Below are 19002 nucleotides of genomic sequence, written 5' to 3' on the forward strand. Positions count from 1 at the left end.
GCGGCCGCCCGGACGTTTCGCCCGCTCAGACGTCGGAGACGTCGACGACGTGCATGTCGAAGGAGTCGGCGATCCTCTCGGCGGTATCGCGGTGCTCCTGCGCCTCCGCGGCCGGAAGGCTCACCCGGATGCCGTGTACCACGTCGGTTCCCTCCTCCTTGACGATCTTCTGGAGGACGAGGCGGTGGGGGTCCTCGACATCGACGGGGCCCCAGTGGGGCTCGCCCGGTTCGAGAACCGCCTCGAACTCCAACAGCGCGGTCGAACGGTCCGGACCGAACCAGCTCGCCGACTCCCGGCCCTCCAGGGAGACGCGCTCGTAGGACCCGGCGACCTCCGCGGTCTCGGTCTCCTCCTCCACGGTCCACTCCAGGGCGTTCTTCCGGACATCGCTGATGGCCCAGATGACGTGGACGAGGAGATCCCCCTCGGGAGGTCTGATGACGCCGGTCATCAATGCCCGCTGATTCGAGCCGGTCCACTCGGTGTCGAGTTCCCCCTCGTCGTACCAGTCCACCGGCAGATCCACCGTGAAGGTCTCCGATTCGTACTCCACGTATCCGAAGACCGGGACCGCCCCGCAGGCCGCGACGGGCGACACGACGAGCAGCGCGGACAGGGCGGCGAGCAGGGGACGGCGGTGGATCATGGGGGCCTCTCCGTGGTCGGGGGTCGTTCGCATAGGAGGGTTCGGGGCGACGCGGCCCATCATCAGACGTCGGAGTCGTCGTAGATGTGCATGTCGAAGGAGTCGACGATGGCCTCGGCCGTCTCCCGGTGCTCCTGCGCCTCCGCGACCGGAAGGCTCACCCGGATGCCGAAGGCCATGTCCGTGTCCTCCCGCTTGACGACCTTCTGGAGGACGAGCCGGTGGGGGTCCTCGACGTCGACGTGGATCCACCAGTAGTCGCCCTCGTCGAGGACCGCCTCGAACTCCAGCAGCGCGGTGGAACGGTCCGGACCGAACCAGTTCGTCGATTCCCGGCCTTCCAGGGAGACGCGCTCGTAGGACCCGGCGGCCTCCGCGGTCCCGCCCTCCTTCTCCTCGGTCCATTCCAGGGCGCTCTTCTCGGAGTTGCTGAGGGCCCAGATGGTGTGGATCACCATCTCCCCCTCGGGCGCCCGCATGATGCCGGTCTCCAGCCCCTGGTCCGACGTGGACCACTCGATGCCGAGGTCCCCGTCCTCGTACCAGTCCGCCGGCAGGTCCATCGTGAAGTTCGCCAACTGGTGCCGCTCGTAACCGGAGGCGGGCGCCGCCCCACAGGCCGCGACGGGGAGCAGGACGAGCAGCGCGGACGCCGCGGAGAACAGGGGGCGGTGGCGAACCATGGGGGCCTTTCCGTCGAGGGGGTCGTCCGCACGCGCAGGGCCGGTCCCGTCCCGGACACGGTGCCCGGCCCGCCCGCTCGCGCGGGCATCACATGCGGCACCGGTATAGGACTCCCCCTCCACCCTGGAGGTTCTCTCCCGCCTCACGGCGGTGCACGCCGGACCGGGCGCCGACCCCCTGTCGGCGCGGCCCTTACCCGTCAGCGGGCGAAGCGCTTGAGCGGCTCGGTGTCCAGCACGACCCCGGTGCCGGGGACCGGGACGGCCTCGCCGTAGGGGTGGATGCTCTGGTCCAGGTACCGGCCCTCGACAGGGCGGCTGTGGACCACGACGGCGTCGGCGTCGCGATCCACCAACAGGTAGACACCGATACCCGTCGCCGCGTAGACGGCGGGCTTCTCGACACGGTCTCGGGCGTGGGTGTCGGCATCCCACGAGGTCACCTCGACCACGGCGAGGACACCTTCGGGGTCGGCCCATTCCCCCGCATCGTCGAACTGACCGACCGGTGCGAGGACACCGTCAGGCCGGGCACGCCCGTTACGGTAGGTGTCCACCTTGAGCCCCAACCCGCTGGTGGTGAGGTCGAGATCGGGACGGTGGGCGATGAACTCGCGCATCAACCACGTGAGGATTCCGGCGTGCGCCCCGTCGGTCACCTTGTGAACCCAGACCTTCCCGTTGAACATCTCCATGCGCACACGGTCGGCCTCGAACGCCTGCTCCGCGAGGTCTTCGAACAGCTCAGAACTCATCGGGAACGCCGGGGTCTCCGGGGGGCGGACGGTGTTCGGCGATGGTCATAGGGTTCCCTCGGCGGCGCCGGTGGTGATGTCGATGTGAACCCGGTCTTCAGTGTAGGCACACGAAGGCGATCCGCGCAGGACGGATGCCACAGGATCGGCCACTCTCAAGGTCATACGCAGGGTCGGCCTCAACTCCACGGACATCACCCGGGTCGCCCGAGCCGCCCTCGTCCTGCCCCAACTGGAGCACGAACGCACCACCTGACCGAAGATCACGAACCGTTACGAGATGTTGCCGAGAAAGGTTCGCTCAGGCCCCGAGGAGCGTCCCTGCAAGGGGAACGCTTCAAGGCCCTGGAACCAGCATGAGAGCCGTGCACGGCTCCGCCCGCAGCGCAGTCTCCTTCAGAGCGGGGTGTCTCAGTGCAGACCTATGACGACGCCCTGGCCTGAATGGCTGATGTAGGAGACGGCCACGGTACCCGGAGCGAGAACGGCGTCATCGAACTCCAGGTTGGTCTCCCGAGCCGAGGCGAGCGTGATCGGAACAGCCCCGTCGAAACCCTGGAACACCGCGGCCTCCGCCTCGTTCTCACCACGCGGTATCAGATCTGCCGGGAGGAGCACCCCGTCTTCGAGCGCTACGGGTGCGTCATCCCCCTGCAAGGCGTTGGCGAACGACTCGGCGATACCGATTTCATCAGTGCCCAGACGCCGCTGCTCTTGCCCGTCCGGCCCTTCGATGCGATACGCGTGGGTGCGATCGGTCCACACTCCTCGCAAGGAACCGTCCTCCTCGGTCCAGACGACGTCGCCCTCGTCCACTGTGACCACTTCGCCCGTGGCCTGGTCGACGACATGGCCGATCCGGCCATAAGGATGGTAGGCGGTGACCACACCGCTGGCATGAACGGTCAACGTCCGCTCGTGGGCGTCGGCGGCGAACATTCCCGCCGTGGCCTCGGTCCGCCAGAGTTCTTCTCCTGTGGCCGGATCGAACCCCGAGTACCCCGAAACGAACTCCTGCCCCTCGGTCATCTCTACCGAGGTCTCACCCTCCGGCTGGTCGTAACAGGTGAAGGCGGCCACCAGGGTCCCATCCGTCACGACGGCCCGGTCCACGGAACCGACTCCGTTGCAGGCCGCCACATCCGGAACCGACCAAGCCGTCTCATCCGTCCCGAGCCGATGAGCGACCAACTCCTGCTCACCCTCGACCGTGATCCAGTGTTCGTCGGTGACGTTGGCCAGCCATCCCCGGACGACGTGGCCGGAGGACTCCTCATCTTCCAACCGGTAGTCGTGCACGGTTTCCCCCGTGGACGCGTCGATCACCAGCATCCGCGGCCGGGCCTCATCATCTTCGGTGTCCATGAGCTGGAGCGTGAAGTACTGTCCCTGTCCCGACACCGCACCGAATGCCCGGGTATCGGGGAAGCGGTGCTCCCACATCACCCCTCCGTTCTCGCCGGACAGTGCGATGGCACCGTCGTCCATGACAGCGGCCACACCACCGGGGACCGGGAACAGACCGCCCAGCGCTCCGACCCCTTCAGGAGCTTCCCAGGTCCATGCGGCCTCGCTGACGGATGATGGACGCTCCAGGTCCTGCACCGCTTCGCGGGGGCCGGAACCGTCGGACGCCCCGGTCGAGTCGGATGCCCCGCCCGGCGAGCAGGCCGCCAGTGCGACGGCACCCAGCATGACCACGGCGATGGCCCTTCGCCTCATACCGAACCAACTCCCACAACCGCGACTCCTGTCGGTGCGCACTCAGTAACCGCAGGAAAGATCACCACGGCAATACCGTCAGGCGCCCTTGACAGGGAATCCGAACATCCTTCGAAGCATCTACTCCACCATGAGACCCCGCATTGACGAAATCATTTTCAATCGCCTATTGAAACACAAAAGGATGGATATAACGACTTTTTCCGAGCCGATTCCCCATACGAGTTAATCGCAGGGCTCGTTCAAGTTCCCGAGAGGTCGGGTTCGTGACCGATCCCGAAGAACGGGAGTGCGTGTTCGGGTAGGTCACGGATCGCGCGGGTGGTCTTGGCGATGTTGACCGCTCCCGTCACCTTCAGCACCCCGATGGCCAGGTTGCGCAACGCGGCCATCGCCCGGGGAGCACTGCCGGTATGGACTGTGGAGGCGTCCTCGCCGAACGTCACGTCCCGGATGTGGTGGTTGGAGTTCTCGATCGCCCAGTGCCCGCGGACCAGGGCTGCGAGCTGGGCGGCTGTGGCCTGGTGGGCGTCCAGGCCGGTGACGGCGAAGACCGTCTCGCGGGTCTGCTTCCTGCCGGCCTGCTGCCGGCGGCGGTGGATGCGCAAGGCGAGTCTGGCGTGGGGGAAACAGATGCCGCCGAGGCTGTCGGCGATGCCCATGACCTTGATCGACCGGGACTCACGGCGCCCGTGGCCCTTCTCCGAGCGGGTGTGGGCCAGGGGCAACGCGTCCCAGGGCAGGGCCGAGAGCTGGGCGTGCAGGGTGGGCCGGTTGGTCTTGACCACGGCCACGTAGTGGGCCCCCACGTCCTCGACGAGCCGCTTGAGGTGGTCCTGGACGGTGTGCAGGGCGTCGCAGGTGATCACGCGTCCGGTCAGGTCCAGGCCCTCCAGGAGGGGGAGGAAGTGGCGGGTCTCGTTCGTTTTGGCGCCGACCTCGGTCTGAGCCAGGGTGACGGGTCGGTGGTGGGTCAGGACCGAGAGCAGGTGGCGGCGCGGCCGGGCGTGGCGGGCCGAGCCTTTGAGGGTTTTGCCGTCCACGGCGATGGCCTGCTGTGCGGGCCGTGTGTCCTTGTCGCCGTCGGGGGTGTTCTCGGTGGTGGTGCGGTGGCGGTCGGCAAGGTAGGCGTACACGGCGGTGTCCAGGGTGTGTGGGTCGATGCGGCACAGGACGCGGTCGATGGTGCAAGCGGCCGGGGAGCGCCTTCGGCGCAGCGGGTAGGGGCGCACACCGATGGTTTCCAAGAGCGCGTTCGGGGCGCGTTGTCCCCATTCGGTGATCTCCTCGATGGTTCTGGCACCGGAGATCACGGCGCAGGCGCAGATGGTCAGGATGCAGGTCAGCGGGTACCAGCGGCCGCGGCGTGAGCGGGGGTCGGCAACCGTGGCCAGGTAGGGGCGCAGGTCCGCGATGTCGGGGGTGTTGAGGGGCGCGAGTTTGGCGAGCACGGCCGGGACCGTGGATGATGGTGGGGCGGGCACGGGAGACCTTCGGGATCATTTGGCTTCGACACCACAATGATCACGGGTCCCCGTGCCTGTTTGCGTGTACGGCCTTGCTCTTCCTGAACCGGACGATCTACACCAAGCCGGAACTTGCACGAGCCCTGAGTTAATCGCCCCAGCCGGCACGCCTCTGCGTATTCAGCGGTAGGCGACCAGCGTCCGAACTCCCGCGTCGCGCCGCACCCCCAAGAGCACGGCTCCAGGCACCTCCCGCACCCACTCGGACGCACCGGATACCTCCTGTGGCGCTTCGATCGACCCACTCGCCTCTGTACCCCAGAAAGTGAACTCCACCGACGGTCCGTCTCTTCCAGGATCAGCTATCGTCACCAACCCCTCCGCCAGAGGGACCGCCTGCTCGGCTTCTACTACCTCAGTGGGAGGCAGCACTGACTCGGTCCTGGTTTCGTTCCCGTCCCACAACCGATAGCCAGATACCGCACCCGCAGTTCCGGACGCGATCAGGACCCCCTCGGGGTAGAGCCCGACTCCCCACCCTTCCTCAAAAGTAAGCGTCTCCCCGTCCTCGACTTCGATCAAATGCGCTTCAGAGAACCGAGTCGAAGAGAAAAGAACCCGATCATCGATTCCCGAAAAGCGCAAGCTGCTCGAGGAGACCCCCTCTGGGTCGGGAAACTCGCGACGCCACACCTCTCTTCCATCCTTCAAGTCCAATGCCACAACCGCATAGGTCCGTGGTTCGCCGAAGGTTTCATAACCCTGCGGACTGCATACGACCAGAACGACTACCAGACCATCATAGATGTGGTGCCCGGCTTGAGCTGAGAGATCGCCTGGAGCACCTTCACATCCCAGAGGTCTTTCCTGTCTCCAACGAACCTGGTTGTCCTCACGCTCTAGAACACTGTAGATGCGGTTCTCAAAGTTAGGCCCCTGGAACTCCAGCACGCGCTCGCCGTCCCCGATCGCCGACAAGTCCCACGGGGACTCCCAAGGGAGTTCCCCTTCCCTCGCGTCGAATTCTCCGGTCATCTCTCCCGTGACTGCGTCCAGGATCAGGGTTGACCGTGGCGGCTCGTCACCCGGACCATGTGCAACCCAAACCTTGGAGCCGTTCGCGCTGAACCCCGCACTGAACGCCTCGCCATCGGGAACGGTATAACTCCAGATCTCCTCACCAGTCTCTCCGGCCAGCGAGACCACTCCCCCGTGCCACCATGCCAGGGCCCCGGTGGAAACAGGGAATACACCTTGGATCGTTTTCCCACCTGGCGGCTCCCACGTCCAAGCAGCTTGACTGACTTCTCGTACTTGCTCGGGCTCTCCCCATTCCACTTCAGCTTCGACATGACCACCTTCTTCGAAAGAAGAACAACTCGACAAAAATCCAGAAATTACCAACAAAGGGAACACAAGAAAGGGAGTTGGAAAATTTCTAAAAAAACCCATTGAGTAAATCAATGTCCTGAGATTTTCTCATTGTCATAATAGTTCGCATAAGACGTGTCATACTGCGCCCATCTCCCAGAGAAAGTCCCACCCTCATTCTCTTCCTTGGCCATGATTCCTTACCGGTGTGCCATTCGATGGCTGCGGTGACGACTCCAGCGTCCTCCTTGTCCGGGCCGTTAAGAATGGCATTAAGGTCTGTTTGAAGCTCTTCGATCTTGTCGTCGTAGACCTTGACATCAGAATTGACCTTGTCGAGGACGCCGAAGGCGTGCGTACACGCCATCATCGCATCGCTCCACGCCCCCTTGTTCTTTTCCACCTCAATCCAAATTTCTCCGGATATCAGTTCCGAAAAACTGAATCCCACCGGCTCGGTGATCGTGTTGTACTCACCCGAACGGCCGCTGATCTTGGCGTGCAACTCCGAGAACATATCCCTGGCAGAGGTCACCTGACCCCGGTCGATCTGGCACTTATTCTCGATTGCCGACATAACTTGCTCCAACCGAATGAGGACACCAGAAAAGAGAGAAGATCTGCTTTACATGAGTTGCAGATCATTGATGGGGATGCGGAACTCGCTGGCCGACTCCTCATCGGTTCCCGCAGCCGCGCCTGCCCCGTCCTGGGCGTTCTCCGCGATGCTGTGCGCGTGGGTTTGGACATCGATCATGTGTTGAGCCTGGACATCACCGAAGGCTCCCCACCCCGCGACACCGGGAGCGTTGTTCTCCACCGCGTTCTTGGCAGCGGTGATCGCATCATCGAAGTCGAGGGGGAGGTCCTTGAGCCGGGCTGCCGCGTCTGCCGAGGCCTCACCGTCGGACTGGGCATCGTTGACATTGACGCCCACGGGTGTGGAGGACATGGTGGTCACCTACTCCTTCGCGGGGAAGTGGGGACAATCCCGGCAATCAGGGGCGTGATCACCCGATTACCTATAACAACCATATCGAGCATCACACTCGGATCGAGGCATCGTATCGGCCTTTATGGGACGAAGTGCCTCACATGGCCGTATGTGGTCAGCGGGGTTGCGCAGGGATGCGAGAGGCCCCCGGAGCGGGGCTCCGGGGGCCTGGGGAAGCGCGCGTCAGCGGGCCAGGGGGGACTCCACCGGGAGGGAGGTGTCCGTGGCCAGGTCCGGTTCCGACGGCGGCAGACCCGCCGCGACGACCTCGGCGCCCAGGGCGGCGATCATCGCGCCGTTGTCGGTGCACAGCTTGGGCCGGGGCACCCGGAGGGTGACCCCCGCCTCCAGGCAGCGCTGCTCGGCCAGGGCGCGCAGCGCGGAGTTGGCGGCCACGCCGCCGCTGATCACCAGCGTGCTCACCCCGTGCTCCACGCAGGCGTCGACGGCCTTGCGGGTGAGCACGTCCACCACCGCGTCCTGGAACGCGGCCGCGATGTCGGCGACCACCAGCGGCTCGCCGCGGCGGTCGGCGTCCTCCACGTGGCGGGCGACGGCGGTCTTGAGCCCCGAGAACGAGAAGTCGTAGGTGCCGTCCCCCCACTTGCCGCGCGGGAAGCGGATCGACTTGGGGTCGCCCTGCTGCGCCGCCCGGTCGATGGGCGGCCCGCCCGGGTAGGGCAGGTCCAGCAGCCGGGCCACCTTGTCGTAGGCCTCGCCGGCGGCGTCGTCCACGGTGTCGCCCAGCGACACCACGTCGGTGGCCAGGTCGTTGACCAGCAGCAGCGAGGTGTGCCCGCCCGAGACGAGCAGGGCGATGGCGGGCTTGGGCAGCGGCCCGTGCTCCAGCTGGTCCACGGCCACGTGCCCGACCAGGTGGTTGACCCCGTACAGCGGCTTGTCCAGCGCCATCGCGTACGCCTTGGCCGCGGACACCCCCACCAGCAGCGCCCCGGCCAGGCCGGGCCCGGCGGTGACGGCGATGGCGTCGACGTCGGTGAGCTTGACCCCGGCGGAGTCCAGCGCCCGGTGCACGGTGGGCGTCATGGCCTCCAGGTGGGCGCGGCTGGCCACCTCGGGCACCACGCCGCCGAAGCGGACGTGCTGCTCGACGCTGGAGGCCACCGACTCGCCGAGCAGCTCGCAGCCGCGCACGAGTCCGACGCCGGTCTCGTCGCAGGACGTCTCGATGCCCAGGATGAGCGGGAGGTCGTGGTCACTCATGGGTACCCTCCTCGGCGATGCGCCGCATGACCAGGGCGTCGGCCCCGTTGTAGTAGCCGCGCCGGACGCCGATCTGCTCGAATCCGAAGCGGGTGTAGAGCTTCTGGGCGCGCGGGTTGTCCGAGCGCACCTCCAGGAACATCTGTGTCACCCCGCGCCGGGCGGCCTGGTCCAGGAGTTCGGTGAGCAGGGCTCCCCCGATCCCGGTGCCCCAGGCGGACTCGGCGACGGCCATGGTCTGCACGTCCCCCTCGGGCGGGACGAACCGCAGGCCGGCGTAGCCGGCCAGGGCGTCCCCGGCGACGGCCACCACGTAGTGGCGGGTGGCGGCCTCGGCCAGCTCGTCGCGGAGCATCCCCTCGCTCCAGGCGTCGGCCGGGAACAGGGCGCGCTCCAGCGCCATGACCGCGTCGACGTCGCCGTCGGCCATGGGCCGCAGGACCACGCCCTCGGGCGGGGCGACGCGCACCGCGTCCAGGGCGGTGTCGCGCACCGGTGTCACTTCACCCACTGGCGGACCTTCTTCGGGGCGCCGGGCACCACCGCGTCGGGTCGGCGCAGGTAGAGCGGTTCGGGGGCGGGCAGGGACTGCCCGGCGTGCAACCGGTGCAGGGCCAGCTCGGCCAGGGCCGCGGCGTCGGGGTGCACCGGCTCCGGGGCGGCCGCGGCCGCCCCGAACACGTCGGCGTACATCCGGGCGCCGTCGCCGACCAGCGGCAGCCCGCCGGTGTCGAGGTCGGCCGGGCGGTCCACGGCGACCTCGCCCACCCGGGTGAGGCGGTCGTCGTAACGGGCCCAGAACACCTCCTTGCGGCGGGCGTCGGTCATGGCGACGAACGGCTCCGTGCGGCCGGTGGCGAAGGCCAGCGCGTCCAGCGTGGTCACCCCGTGGCAGGGGATGCCGAGCGCGTCGGCCAGGGCGTGGGCCGTGGCCAGCCCCACGCGCAGGCCGGTGTAGGGGCCGGGGCCGATGCCGACGGCGACGGCGTCGAGGTCGGCCAGGGCGACCCCGGCCTCCCCGGTGAGCCGGCGGATGGTCGGGGAGAGCAGTTCACCGTGGCGGCGGGCGTCCACCGAGGACGCGCTCGCGCGCAGCGTGAAGGCGCCGTCCGCGCCGGACTCGCCGATGGCGGCGGTGACGGCGGGGGTGGCGGTGTCGAAGGCCAGGAGCAGCACGGGTCTAGTCTTCCGTGTTCTCGTCGTCGACGGCGACGGGCAGGGCGACGTCCGCCCAGCGCCGACCGACCGGGGTGAGGTGGACGGTGCGGGTGTCGTCGGGGTGGCGCTCGATCCGGATCTCCAGCCGGTCCTCGGACAGCCCCTCGGCGACGCCCTCGCCCCACTCCACGACGGTGACGGACTCGGGGAGGGTCATGTCGAGGTCGATGTCGTCGATCTCGTCGGGCCCGCCCAGCCGGTAGGCGTCCACGTGGACCAGGGAGGGGCCGCCCACCAGCGAGGGGTGGATGCGGGAGATGACGAAGGTCGGGGAGGTGACCGAGCCGCGCACGCCCAGCCCCCGGCCCAGGCCCTGGGTGAGGGTGGTCTTGCCCGCACCGAGCGGGCCGGACAGGATCAGCAGGTCGCCTGGTCGGCTGAGGTCGGCCAGGGCACGGCCGAGGGCGCGCATGGCGCCGTCGGTGGCGGCGTGCACCGTGTGGACGGTGGGCGCTTTCGTTGTGGTCGTCACGTTGGTCATCGGGCTCGCAAAGCTCGTCGGTACGGTTCGGGCGGTGGCCGACCGGGGCAGGGCACGACCTCGGGTGTCCCCTCCACCCCAGGTTAGGCGGGTCGGGCGGGGCGTGTGACCGGTTGTGGACGATCGGCCACGATCGTTCCCGGCACGCCCCTGACCGGCCGGAACGCGGTCGGCGTGATCGTCCGCGGCGGGTCAGGCGCCGCCGACGTACTCGCGCGGGACCCGGACGCCCACCCGGGTGACGATCTCGTACGGGATGGTGTCCAGGACCCGGGCCCAGTCCTGGGCGCTCGGCGCGCCCGGGTGCTCGGCCGGATCGCCGAACAGCACCGCGTACTCTCCGGCGGCCACGTCGTCGTCGCCCACATCGACAACGAACTGGTCCATGCACACTGTTCCCGCGATGACGCGCTCGCGTCCGCCCAGGAGCACCGGCCCCTTGTTGGTGGCGGCCCGGGGCACGCCGTCGGCGTAGCCCAGGGGCACCAGGGCCAGGGTGGTCTCGCGGTCGGTCACGTAGCGGTGGCCGTAGGAGACGCCGCTGCCGGGCGGCACCCGTTTGGTGAGGGCGACGCGGGCGCGCAGGGTCATCGCGGGCCGCAATCCGGGCACGTCGTAATCCGGGATGGGGGAAAGCCCGTAACTCGCGATGCCGCCGCGCACCAGGTCGAAGTGCGCCTCGGGCAGGGTGAGCAGCGCCGCCGAGTTGGCGATGTGGCGCACCTCGGGGGTCAGGCCGACCTTGGCGGCGGACTCCAGGGCGTCGTGGAACACGGAGAGCTGGGCGGCGATCGAGGGGTGTCCGGGCTCGTCCGCGCAGGCGAAGTGCGACCAGATCCCGCTCACCTTGAGGTGCCCGGTCTCCTCGGCGCGCGCGGCGGCCTCCACCAGCGGTCCCCATTCGGCGTGGCCGATGCCGCCCCGGTTCAGGCCGGTGTCGATCTTGAGCTGCACCCGCGCGGTGCGGCCCAGTTCGCGGGCCGCGGCCAGGACGGACTCCAGCACCGCGGGGTCGCTGACGCCCAGGTCGATGCCGTTCCCGATGGCCTCGCCCACCGGCTCGCCGGGCGGGATGATCCAGGCCAGCACGGGCGCGGTGATCCCGGCCGCGCGCAGTCCGAGCGCCTCGTGGATGAACGCGGTGCCCAGCCAGGTCGCCCCGCCGGCCAGCAGCGCGCGGGCGGCGGGGAGCATGCCGTGTCCGTAGCCGTCGGCCTTGACCACGCCCATGAGCGCCGCCCCGCCGGCACGCCCGCGGAGCAGCCGTGCGTTGTGGGAGATCGCGTCCAGGTCGACGCGGGCGTGCGCGAAGTGAGCCATGTCCCCAGTGTTCCACGTGTGGGTTACCGCTGTGGAGCTGCGGGTATGTGGGCTGTGACCGAGTTCGGACGTATCCGGATGTATACGGAGTGCGACGATACTCGACGCCGTATCTGGGGGTATCGGCATGAGCGAGTTCGCGACTGAACGTCCCGTCAACGCCGTCCGCCTGTGGTCGGGCGGGCTGGCGACGGCGGTGGTGGCCGCACTGGTCGTCCTGGTGGGCACCCTGATCATGCGGGGTGTCCTGGGGATCCCGGTGCTGGCCCCGGAGGAGGCCGGTTACCTCGGTGACGCGGGGACCGCGGCCTACGCCTTCATGGCGGGTGTCGCCGCCCTGGCGGCCACGGCCCTGATGCACCTGCTGCTGGTGGCGGCACCGCGCGCCCGCGCGTTCTTCGGGTGGATCATCGGACTGATCACCGCCATAGCGGTGGTCACCCCGTTCACCCAGGGCGCCGAGCCCGCCAGCCAGGTCGGCACCGCGGCGATCAACCTGGTCGCGGGGGTGGCCATCGCCACCCTGGTGAGCAGCGTGGCCCGGACGGCCGTGGTGCGCCGCGAGCCCCGCTCCGGGGAGAGGCCGGTGCTGCACCAGGAGGGCATCCTGCCCGACGTCGGCCGGGCCGAGTACCGCGGCGAGCCCCGCGGCCTGTAGCCCTTGCCGAGCAGTCCCACCGACGACCGCCGAGGGGGCGGGGCCCGACCGGGTCCCGCCCCCTCCGGCGTGTCCTGACGCCTCGGTGACGTCCGGGCAGGCGGCCGGTCACGTGCGGCGACCGATCAGGGGCACTGCTCGGGAGGCCGAACATCCCCGCCGGAATTGCGCTGTGCGCGCGGACGCGAGTCCGGCGGGGGCGCCCGTCCATGCCGCCCCTCCGGCCTCTCAGGCGGTCCCGGCGATGAGGCGGTCGGCGTGCTCCGGGCTCAGGCAGTGCTCGATGACCAGCACCGCGGCGCCGATCTCGCCCGCGCTCTCGGCGGCCGCCGACGACACGATGCTGAGGTGCTCGGTGGCCAGCGGCAGCGACCGCTGGTAGATGACCTCGCGCACCCCGGCCAGCAGGTGGTCCCCGGCCAGGGCCAGGGCCCCGCCGATGACGATCACCGACGGGTTGAACATGTTGACGGACGCGGCCAGCACCTCGCCGATGTCGCGGCCCGCCTGGCGCAGGGCGCGCAGCGCCGGGACGGACCCGTTGCGGGCCAGCTCCACCACGTCGCGGGCGCCGTGGGCGGGCACGCCCTCGGCGGTGAGGGCCTCGGCCAGGGCCGCGCCGCTGGCGACGGCCTCCAGGCAGCCGGTGTTGCCGCAGCGGCAGGGTCTGTCGGCGCCGCTGGCGACGTGGATGTGCCCCATGTCCCCGGCCGCGCCCTGGGCGCCCCGGTACACGCGCCCCTCGCTGACGATGCCGCAGCCGATGCCGGTGGCGACCTTGACGAACATCAGGTGGCTGGCGGTGGGCCAGGCGGTGTGGTGCTCGCCGATCGCCATGATGTTCACGTCGTTGTCCACCAGCACCGGGACGGCCAGCCGCTCCCCCACGTAGCCGGGCACGTCGAAGCCGTCCCAGCCGGGCATGATCGGCGGGTTCACGGCCCGGCCGGTGGAGTGCTGGACGGGGCCGGGCAGGCCGATGCCCAGGCCCAGCAGCTCGGAGACGTCGCGGCCGGCGCGGGCGAGCAGCCCCCGGCCGTGCTCCACCACCCAGTCGAGGACGTGTTCGGGGCCCAGGGCGATGTCGAGGTCGGCGCGGTCCTCGGCGATGACCTCGGCGGCCATGTCGGTGAGGGCCAGTCGCGCGTGGGTGGCGCCCAGGTCGGCGGCGAGGACGACCCGTGCCCGGGGCCGGAACGAGAACGTGGTGGGCGGGCGGCCGCCGGTGGAGACGGCCTCGCCCGCGGGGCCGATGAGCCCGCTGGCGAGGAGGGCGTCCACCCGCTGGGTGACGGTGGACCGGGCCAGGCCGGTGGCCCCGGCCAGCTCGGACCGGGTGCGGGGGCGGCCGTCGCGCAGCAGTTGGAGCAGGGTGCCCGCCCCGGGCGCGGTCGTGGTGGGAGCGGCCCGGAGTCCGTGGGCCGGCGGACCGGTCAGCGCATCTTCCGTCATGGGACAAGTCAAGCACAGGATCTATTGACCGCCTCGGAAGAGTCTATTGCGGTCACGTTTCTCAACTTATGCTTGACCATCGACAGAAGTCGGGCGTACGGTGCGAGCATGTCAGTGAGTAAGGTCACAAGCATCGGCAGCGGATCCGATGTCAGGGCGACCGTGCCGAACGCCTACCGGGCCGCCGTGATCGGCACCGGTTTCATGGGGCGGGTCCACAGCCACGCCGTCCGCGCCCACGGGGGCGCCGTCGTCGGGGTGGCGGGCTCCTCCCCTGAGAAGGCCGAGGCCTTCCGCGCCACCAACGGCGTCGGGCGCGCCCACGCCGACGCCCTGGACCTGATCCGCAGCGACGACGTGGACGTGGTGCACGTCTGCGTCCCCAACCACCTCCACGCACCCCTGACCCTCGCGGCCCTGGCGGCCGGCAAGCACGTGGTGTGCGAGAAGCCCCTGGCCACCGACGCCGGGACCGCCGCGGAGATGACCGCCGCCGCCGCGACCGCCGGACTGGTCGCCGTCGTCCCCTTCGCCTACCGCTTCCACCCCATGGTCCGCGAGGCCCGCGCGCTGGTCGCCGCGGGCGCCATCGGCCGGGTCGGCCTGGCCCACGGCGGCTACCTCCAGGACTGGCTGCTGTACCCACAGGAGGACAACTGGCGGGTGGACCCGCGGATCGGCGGGCCCTCCCGGGCGTTCGGCGACATCGGCTCGCACTGGTGCGACATGCTGGAGTTCGTCACCGGCGACCGGATCACCGAGGTCAGCGCCCGGACCGGCCGGTTCAACGACGTCCGCGACGGGCGCCCGGTGGACACCGAGGACCTGGTCACCCTCCAGTTCGCGACCGCGGGCGGGGCCGTGGGCGGCGCGGTCATCAGCCAGGTCTCCCCCGGCCGCAAGAACAGCCTGGTGCTGGAGGTCTCCGGCACCGAGGGCTCGCTGCGCTTCGACCAGGAGCGCCCCGAGACCCTGTGGGCGGGCGGGCGCGGGCGCACCGGGATCATCTCCCGGGACGCCCCGGACCTGAGCGCCGACGCCGCCCGGCTCGCCGCCGTCCCCGTCGGCCACCCGCAGGGCTACCAGGACTGCTTCAACGCCCTGGTCGCCGACACCGCCGACGCCGTCTCCGGAGGCTCGCCCGAGGGCCTTCCGGTCTTCGCCGACGGGCTGCGCGCGGCGGTCATCGCCGAGGCCGTGCTGCTCTCGGCCCGGGAACGCCGCTGGGTCGACATATCCGAGGTGGACCGGGGATGAACGCCGCACCTCCCGCACCCCCCGCAGAACCGGTGGTCCGCATGAGCGGCATCGGCAAGTCCTTCCTCGGCGTGCGCGTCCTGCACGGCGTCGACCTGGAGCTGTACCCGGGCCGGGTGCACGCCCTGGTGGGCGAGAACGGCGCCGGGAAGTCGACCCTGATGAAGGTCCTGGCCGGGGTCCACCCGGCCGACGAGGGCACCGTCGAGCTGGACGGCGGCCCGGTCTCCTTCGAGCACCCGGTCCAGGCCCAGCGGGCCGGGGTGGCCACGGTGTTCCAGGAGTTCAACCTGCTCCCGGAGCGCACCGTCGCCGAGAACGTGTTCCTGGGCCGGGAGATCCGGGGCCGGTTCGGCGCCGTGGACGCCCGCGCCATGGAGCGCGCCACCGCGGCCCTGCTCGCCGACCTGGACCTGGTGGGGATCGAGCCGTGGGCCCGGGTCCGGTCCCTGTCGGTGGCCCAGCAGCAGGTGGTGGAGATCGTCAAGGCGCTCTCGCACGACGCCCGCGTCATCTCCATGGACGAGCCGACCGCCGCGCTGGCCGAGAGCGAGGTGGAGGTGCTCTACCGGATCATCGCCCGCCTGCTCGAACGCGGTGTCGCGGTGCTGTACGTCTCCCACCGCATGCGGGAGATCTTCGACCTGGCGACCCGGATCACCGTCCTCAAGGACGGTCGCCTCGTCGACACCGTGGACGCCGCCGGGACCCGCCCGGCCGACCTGGTCCGCATGATGGTGGGCCGCCCGGTGTCGGCGGTCTTCCCCGATCCCCTGGAGCCGACCGGGGACCACCACGGCGACGTGCGCCTGGAGGTGGCCGGCGGCGGCAACTCCCGGCTGGACGACATCTCCTTCGAGGTGCGCGGCGGCGAGATCGTGGGCCTGGCCGGGCTCCAGGGCAGCGGACGCACCGAGATCGCGCACGCCCTGTTCGGGATCGAACGCTTCACCCGGGGCGGGGTCCGCGTGGACGGGCGCCGGGTGGACCCGCGCTCGCCCCGGACCGCGATCCGGGCGGGCCTGGTGCTGGTGAGCGAGGACCGCAAGACCCAGGGCCTGGCCCTGAACCAGTCGGTCCTGGCCAACGCCCGCCTGGTCCTGGACGCGGTGTGGCCGTTCGGCTCGGGCGCGCGGGCCGCCCGGCTGCCGGGGGTGCTGTCCTGCCTGGAGCTGGTGGCGCGCGGCGGCGACACCCAGGAGGTGCGCTACCTCTCCGGCGGCAACCAGCAGAAGGTCGTACTGGCCAAGTGGCTGGCCACCGAGCCCGGGGTGATGGTGCTGGACGAGCCCACCCGGGGCATCGACGTCGGCGCCAAGCAGGCCGTCTACCGGCTGATGCGGGAGCTGGCGGCGCAGGGGGTGGCGATCGTCCTCATCTCCTCGGAGCTGCCCGAGCTGATCGGGATGTCGGACCGCCTCGTCGTCCTGGCCGACGGCCGGGTGGCGGGCGAGCTGCCCGGCGGCTCCGGCGAGGAGGAGGTCATGGCGCTGGCCACCGGCTCCACGGCCGAGCCCGCCGGCCCCGGGGTCGAGGACCCGCGGATCACCGCCGCGGCGGCCGACCACTCCGACGACCCCCGACACGAGGAGGCCGCACCGTGAGCGCTCCCCCCGCCTCCCCGCCGGCCACGGTCCGCGCCCTGTGGGCCCGCACCGGCACCACCGGCCTGGTCTACCTGGCCCTGGGCCTGCTGCTGGTGCTCAGCACCCTCTACGTGGCGTCCCGGGGCGAGAACCTCTTCACCACGGCCAACACCGTGGACCTGTTCACCCGCAGCAGTCTGCTCGGGTTCCTCGCCATCGGCCAGACCCTGGTCATCCTGTGCCGTTCCCTGGACCTGTCGGTCGGGTACGTGGCGGCCCTGTCCACCGTGGTCGCGGCCACCGTCATGGCGGGCGACCCGGCCCGCGTCCCCCTGGGCATCGCCGCCACCCTGGGTCTGGCGGCGCTGATCGGCCTGGCCAACGGCACCGTCGTCACGTGGCTGCGGGTCAACCCGTTCATCGCCACCCTGGGAACCGGGCTCATCATCAAGGGCTACCTGGACACCAACTTCCAGGGCCCGGCGGGGGCGATACCCTCCGCGTTCCAGGCCTTCGGCTACACCCGCATCGGGGTGTTCCCGGTGTCCACCCTGGTCATGCTGGTCCTGGCCGGCGCGGCGGTCGTGTTCCTGCACCGCACCCGCACCGGCTACCACATGTACGCGGTGGGCGGCGACGCCGAGGTGGCGCGCCTGTCCGGGGTCCGCGACCGGGTCCCCGTCATCACCGCGCACGTCCTGTGCTCGATGACCGCCGGGATGGCCGGGCTGTTGCTGGCCTCGCGTTTCGGCACCGGCAGCGCCCTGGTCTACAACAACGGCTACGAGCTGGAGGCCATCGCCGCGGTGGTGCTCGGCGGGACCTACCTGCTGGGCGGGCGCGGCGGTGTGGCCGGGACCATCGCCGGGGTGTTCATCCTGGCCACCCTCGACACCGTGTTCAACGTGCTGGCGGTGGACCCGTTCGTCAAGGACGTGCTGCGCGGCGTCATCGTCATCACCGCCGTCGCCATCTACGCCCGCGGCCGACCGTCCCGGTCGGCGGTACGGGTGCGCTTCCCCTCCGGCGGCCCGCCGCCACCCGCTCCCCCGTCCGATCCGGGCGCGGCCCCGGCCCCCGTCACCTCCGGCACCGAAGGAGGCGGCCGATGACCGAGACGCCCGCCCGGCGATCCGCACCCCCGGCCCTGCCGTCCGCGCTGGGCCGGGGCGGCACCGCCACGGTCCTGCTGATCCTGGTGCTGATCTTCGTGGTCATAGCCACCCAGAACCCGTCCTTCTTCCAGGGCCCCCCGCTCATGGCCTTCGCCAAGAAGGCGGCCCCGCTCGTCATCCTGGCCGTGGGCCAGTACCTGGTCATCGTGTCCGGGGAGTTCGACCTGTCGGTCGGTTCCCTGGTCGGCGCCCAGGTGGTCATCGCGGCCCGGCTCATCGACGGGGAGGAGGGCATGACCCTCCCGGTCATCGTCCTCATGCTCGCCTTCGGCGTGCTGGTGGGCCTGGTCAACGGGCTGGTCACGACATTCCTCGGGGTGCCGTCGATCATCACCACCCTGGGCATGATGCTCGTCCTGTTCGGCGCGGTCCGGTTCTGGACCGGGGGCGCGCCCACCGGCTCCCTGTCGGAGGCGTTCCGCGTCCCCGGCCGGGGCGGGATCGAGGACCTGCCGTTCCTGGGGCAGCTGCCCTGGGCGGCGCTCATCGCCCTGGCGCTGACCGTCGGCGCCGTGTTCCTCATGCGTTCCCCGTTCGGCCGCTCCCTGATGGCGACCGGCGACAACGACGTCGCCGCCGCCTTCTCCGGGGTGCGGGTGCGGCGGGTGCGCATCCTGGCCTTCGTCGGCTCCGCCCTCATGGCGACCGTCGCGGCGATCCTCATCGGCGGCTACGCCGGGGTCACCGCACAGGTCGGCCAGGGGCTGGAGTTCACCGCCATCACCGCCGTGGTGCTGGGCGGCGTGGTCCTGGGCGGCGGCCGCGGGACGGTCGTGGCCGCCGCCCTGGGCGCCCTCACCGTCGAAGCCCTGTTCACCCTCTTCAACCAGCTCTACCTGCCCTCGACCATCCAGCCCTCGGTGCAGGGGCTCATCATCATCGCCGCGGTGGCCTACGCCGCCCGCCGCGGCGATCTGCGACCGCCGGGGCGCCCGCGCCGGCGACCGGACCACGAACCCGAGCGCGAGCCCGGGACCCCCAGGAGGTAATC

19 protein-coding genes are annotated in these 19002 nt (G+C 70.2%); 5 read left to right on the forward strand and 14 right to left on the reverse strand.

What is annotated here, in order from left to right; genetic code table 11:
* Window positions 1–25 precede the first annotated feature (25 nt).
* The 13 genes from QJS33_RS15255 to alr all read right to left on the reverse strand — a co-directional run bounded on the left by QJS33_RS15255 (window position 26) and on the right by alr (window position 11883).
* Window positions 26–649, reverse strand: coding sequence for a hypothetical protein (locus QJS33_RS15255; protein WP_306368634.1), 624 nt, complete (start codon window positions 647–649; stop codon window positions 26–28).
* A gap of 62 nt (window positions 650–711) precedes the next feature.
* Window positions 712–1332: a hypothetical protein gene (locus QJS33_RS15260; RefSeq protein WP_306368635.1), complete on the reverse strand. Its 621-nt coding sequence runs from the start codon at window positions 1330–1332 to the stop codon at window positions 712–714.
* Between the two features lie 200 nt (window positions 1333–1532).
* The gene (locus tag QJS33_RS15265; protein ID WP_306368636.1) at window positions 1533–2087 is read right to left on the reverse strand and encodes a Uma2 family endonuclease; all 555 of its coding nucleotides are present in this window, start codon (window positions 2085–2087) and stop codon (window positions 1533–1535) included.
* Window positions 2088–2498: 411 nt separating this feature from the next.
* On the reverse strand, window positions 2499–3782 hold the full coding sequence (locus QJS33_RS15270) for a PQQ-binding-like beta-propeller repeat protein (RefSeq protein WP_306368670.1): 1284 nt from the start codon (window positions 3780–3782) through the stop codon (window positions 2499–2501).
* Window positions 3783–4051: 269 nt separating this feature from the next.
* Window positions 4052–5260: an ISAs1 family transposase gene (locus QJS33_RS15275; protein ID WP_306368637.1), complete on the reverse strand. Its 1209-nt coding sequence runs from the start codon at window positions 5258–5260 to the stop codon at window positions 4052–4054.
* Window positions 5261–5455: 195 nt separating this feature from the next.
* Entirely contained in the window at window positions 5456–6481 is a 1026-nt protein-coding gene (locus tag QJS33_RS15280; protein ID WP_306368638.1) for a PQQ-binding-like beta-propeller repeat protein, read from the reverse strand.
* A 232-nt stretch (window positions 6482–6713) separates the two neighbouring features.
* Complete coding sequence (locus QJS33_RS15285) at window positions 6714–7223, reverse strand: hypothetical protein (protein ID WP_306368639.1); 510 nt, start codon at window positions 7221–7223, stop codon at window positions 6714–6716.
* Between the two features lie 48 nt (window positions 7224–7271).
* On the reverse strand, window positions 7272–7598 hold the full coding sequence (locus tag QJS33_RS15290) for a hypothetical protein (protein WP_306368671.1): 327 nt from the start codon (window positions 7596–7598) through the stop codon (window positions 7272–7274).
* 225 nt (window positions 7599–7823) lie between these two features.
* Window positions 7824–8864, reverse strand: coding sequence for a tRNA (adenosine(37)-N6)-threonylcarbamoyltransferase complex transferase subunit TsaD (gene tsaD, locus QJS33_RS15295; RefSeq protein WP_306368640.1), 1041 nt, complete (start codon window positions 8862–8864; stop codon window positions 7824–7826).
* Window positions 8857–9294, reverse strand: coding sequence for a ribosomal protein S18-alanine N-acetyltransferase (gene rimI, locus QJS33_RS15300; protein ID WP_306368672.1), 438 nt, complete (start codon window positions 9292–9294; stop codon window positions 8857–8859). The genes tsaD and rimI overlap by 8 nt, the downstream gene beginning before the upstream one ends.
* 68 nt (window positions 9295–9362) lie before the next feature.
* Window positions 9363–10040 (reverse strand): tRNA (adenosine(37)-N6)-threonylcarbamoyltransferase complex dimerization subunit type 1 TsaB, encoded by a 678-nt coding sequence (gene tsaB / locus QJS33_RS15305; protein WP_306368641.1) that lies wholly within the window; start codon window positions 10038–10040, stop codon window positions 9363–9365.
* A gap of 4 nt (window positions 10041–10044) precedes the next feature.
* Window positions 10045–10563: a tRNA (adenosine(37)-N6)-threonylcarbamoyltransferase complex ATPase subunit type 1 TsaE gene (gene tsaE / locus QJS33_RS15310; protein ID WP_306368642.1), complete on the reverse strand. Its 519-nt coding sequence runs from the start codon at window positions 10561–10563 to the stop codon at window positions 10045–10047.
* A gap of 192 nt (window positions 10564–10755) precedes the next feature.
* On the reverse strand, window positions 10756–11883 hold the full coding sequence (alr, locus tag QJS33_RS15315) for an alanine racemase (protein WP_306368643.1): 1128 nt from the start codon (window positions 11881–11883) through the stop codon (window positions 10756–10758).
* Between the two features lie 127 nt (window positions 11884–12010).
* Between alr and QJS33_RS15320 the strand changes: the two genes are divergently transcribed.
* The gene (locus QJS33_RS15320) at window positions 12011–12541 is read left to right on the forward strand and encodes a DUF6069 family protein (protein WP_306368644.1); all 531 of its coding nucleotides are present in this window, start codon (window positions 12011–12013) and stop codon (window positions 12539–12541) included.
* A 228-nt stretch (window positions 12542–12769) separates the two neighbouring features.
* On the opposite strand, the gene QJS33_RS15325 is transcribed toward QJS33_RS15320, so the two are convergent.
* Window positions 12770–13993 (reverse strand): ROK family transcriptional regulator, encoded by a 1224-nt coding sequence (locus QJS33_RS15325; RefSeq protein WP_306368645.1) that lies wholly within the window; start codon window positions 13991–13993, stop codon window positions 12770–12772.
* A 114-nt stretch (window positions 13994–14107) separates the two neighbouring features.
* Here QJS33_RS15325 and QJS33_RS15330 point away from each other — a divergent pair, with 114 nt between their 5' ends.
* Genes QJS33_RS15330 through QJS33_RS15345 form a run of 4 tightly spaced genes read left to right on the forward strand, consistent with a single transcriptional unit; the run spans window position 14108 to window position 19000 of the window.
* Window positions 14108–15250, forward strand: coding sequence for a Gfo/Idh/MocA family protein (locus QJS33_RS15330; protein ID WP_306368673.1), 1143 nt, complete (start codon window positions 14108–14110; stop codon window positions 15248–15250).
* On the forward strand, window positions 15247–16854 hold the full coding sequence (locus QJS33_RS15335) for a sugar ABC transporter ATP-binding protein (RefSeq protein ID WP_306368646.1): 1608 nt from the start codon (window positions 15247–15249) through the stop codon (window positions 16852–16854). Before QJS33_RS15330 ends, QJS33_RS15335 begins: the two co-directional genes overlap by 4 nt.
* Complete coding sequence (locus tag QJS33_RS15340; protein WP_306368647.1) at window positions 16851–17948, forward strand: ABC transporter permease; 1098 nt, start codon at window positions 16851–16853, stop codon at window positions 17946–17948. The genes QJS33_RS15335 and QJS33_RS15340 overlap by 4 nt, the downstream gene beginning before the upstream one ends.
* Window positions 17945–19000: an ABC transporter permease gene (locus QJS33_RS15345; RefSeq protein WP_306368648.1), complete on the forward strand. Its 1056-nt coding sequence runs from the start codon at window positions 17945–17947 to the stop codon at window positions 18998–19000. Before QJS33_RS15340 ends, QJS33_RS15345 begins: the two co-directional genes overlap by 4 nt.
* Window positions 19001–19002 lie beyond the last annotated feature (2 nt).

It is taken from the genome of Nocardiopsis sp. CC223A (genome assembly GCF_030766825.1).
Taxonomy (GTDB): Bacteria; Actinomycetota; Actinomycetes; order Streptosporangiales; family Streptosporangiaceae; genus Nocardiopsis.

What these genes read in the sequence shown, in the direction of transcription:
- QJS33_RS15255 (WP_306368634.1), bottom strand. Translation starts at nt 649, where the DNA reads ATGATCCACCGCCGTCCCCTGCTCGCCGCCCTGTCCGCGCTGCTCGTC.
- QJS33_RS15260 (WP_306368635.1), bottom strand. Translation starts at nt 1,332, where the DNA reads ATGGTTCGCCACCGCCCCCTGTTCTCCGCGGCGTCCGCGCTGCTCGTC.
- QJS33_RS15265 (WP_306368636.1), bottom strand. Translation starts at nt 2,087, where the DNA reads ATGAGTTCTGAGCTGTTCGAAGACCTCGCGGAGCAGGCGTTCGAGGCC.
- QJS33_RS15270 (WP_306368670.1), bottom strand. Translation starts at nt 3,782, where the DNA reads ATGCTGGGTGCCGTCGCACTGGCGGCCTGCTCGCCGGGCGGGGCATCC.
- QJS33_RS15285 (WP_306368639.1), bottom strand. Translation starts at nt 7,223, where the DNA reads ATGTCGGCAATCGAGAATAAGTGCCAGATCGACCGGGGTCAGGTGACC.
- QJS33_RS15290 (WP_306368671.1), bottom strand. Translation starts at nt 7,598, where the DNA reads ATGTCCTCCACACCCGTGGGCGTCAATGTCAACGATGCCCAGTCCGAC.
- tsaD (WP_306368640.1), bottom strand. Translation starts at nt 8,864, where the DNA reads ATGAGTGACCACGACCTCCCGCTCATCCTGGGCATCGAGACGTCCTGC.
- rimI (WP_306368672.1), bottom strand. Translation starts at nt 9,294, where the DNA reads ATGGCCGACGGCGACGTCGACGCGGTCATGGCGCTGGAGCGCGCCCTG.
- tsaE (WP_306368642.1), bottom strand. Translation starts at nt 10,563, where the DNA reads ATGACCAACGTGACGACCACAACGAAAGCGCCCACCGTCCACACGGTG.
- alr (WP_306368643.1), bottom strand. Translation starts at nt 11,883, where the DNA reads ATGGCTCACTTCGCGCACGCCCGCGTCGACCTGGACGCGATCTCCCAC.
- QJS33_RS15320 (WP_306368644.1), top strand. Translation starts at nt 12,011, where the DNA reads ATGAGCGAGTTCGCGACTGAACGTCCCGTCAACGCCGTCCGCCTGTGG.
- QJS33_RS15325 (WP_306368645.1), bottom strand. Translation starts at nt 13,993, where the DNA reads ATGACGGAAGATGCGCTGACCGGTCCGCCGGCCCACGGACTCCGGGCC.
- QJS33_RS15335 (WP_306368646.1), top strand. Translation starts at nt 15,247, where the DNA reads ATGAACGCCGCACCTCCCGCACCCCCCGCAGAACCGGTGGTCCGCATG.
- QJS33_RS15345 (WP_306368648.1), top strand. Translation starts at nt 17,945, where the DNA reads ATGACCGAGACGCCCGCCCGGCGATCCGCACCCCCGGCCCTGCCGTCC.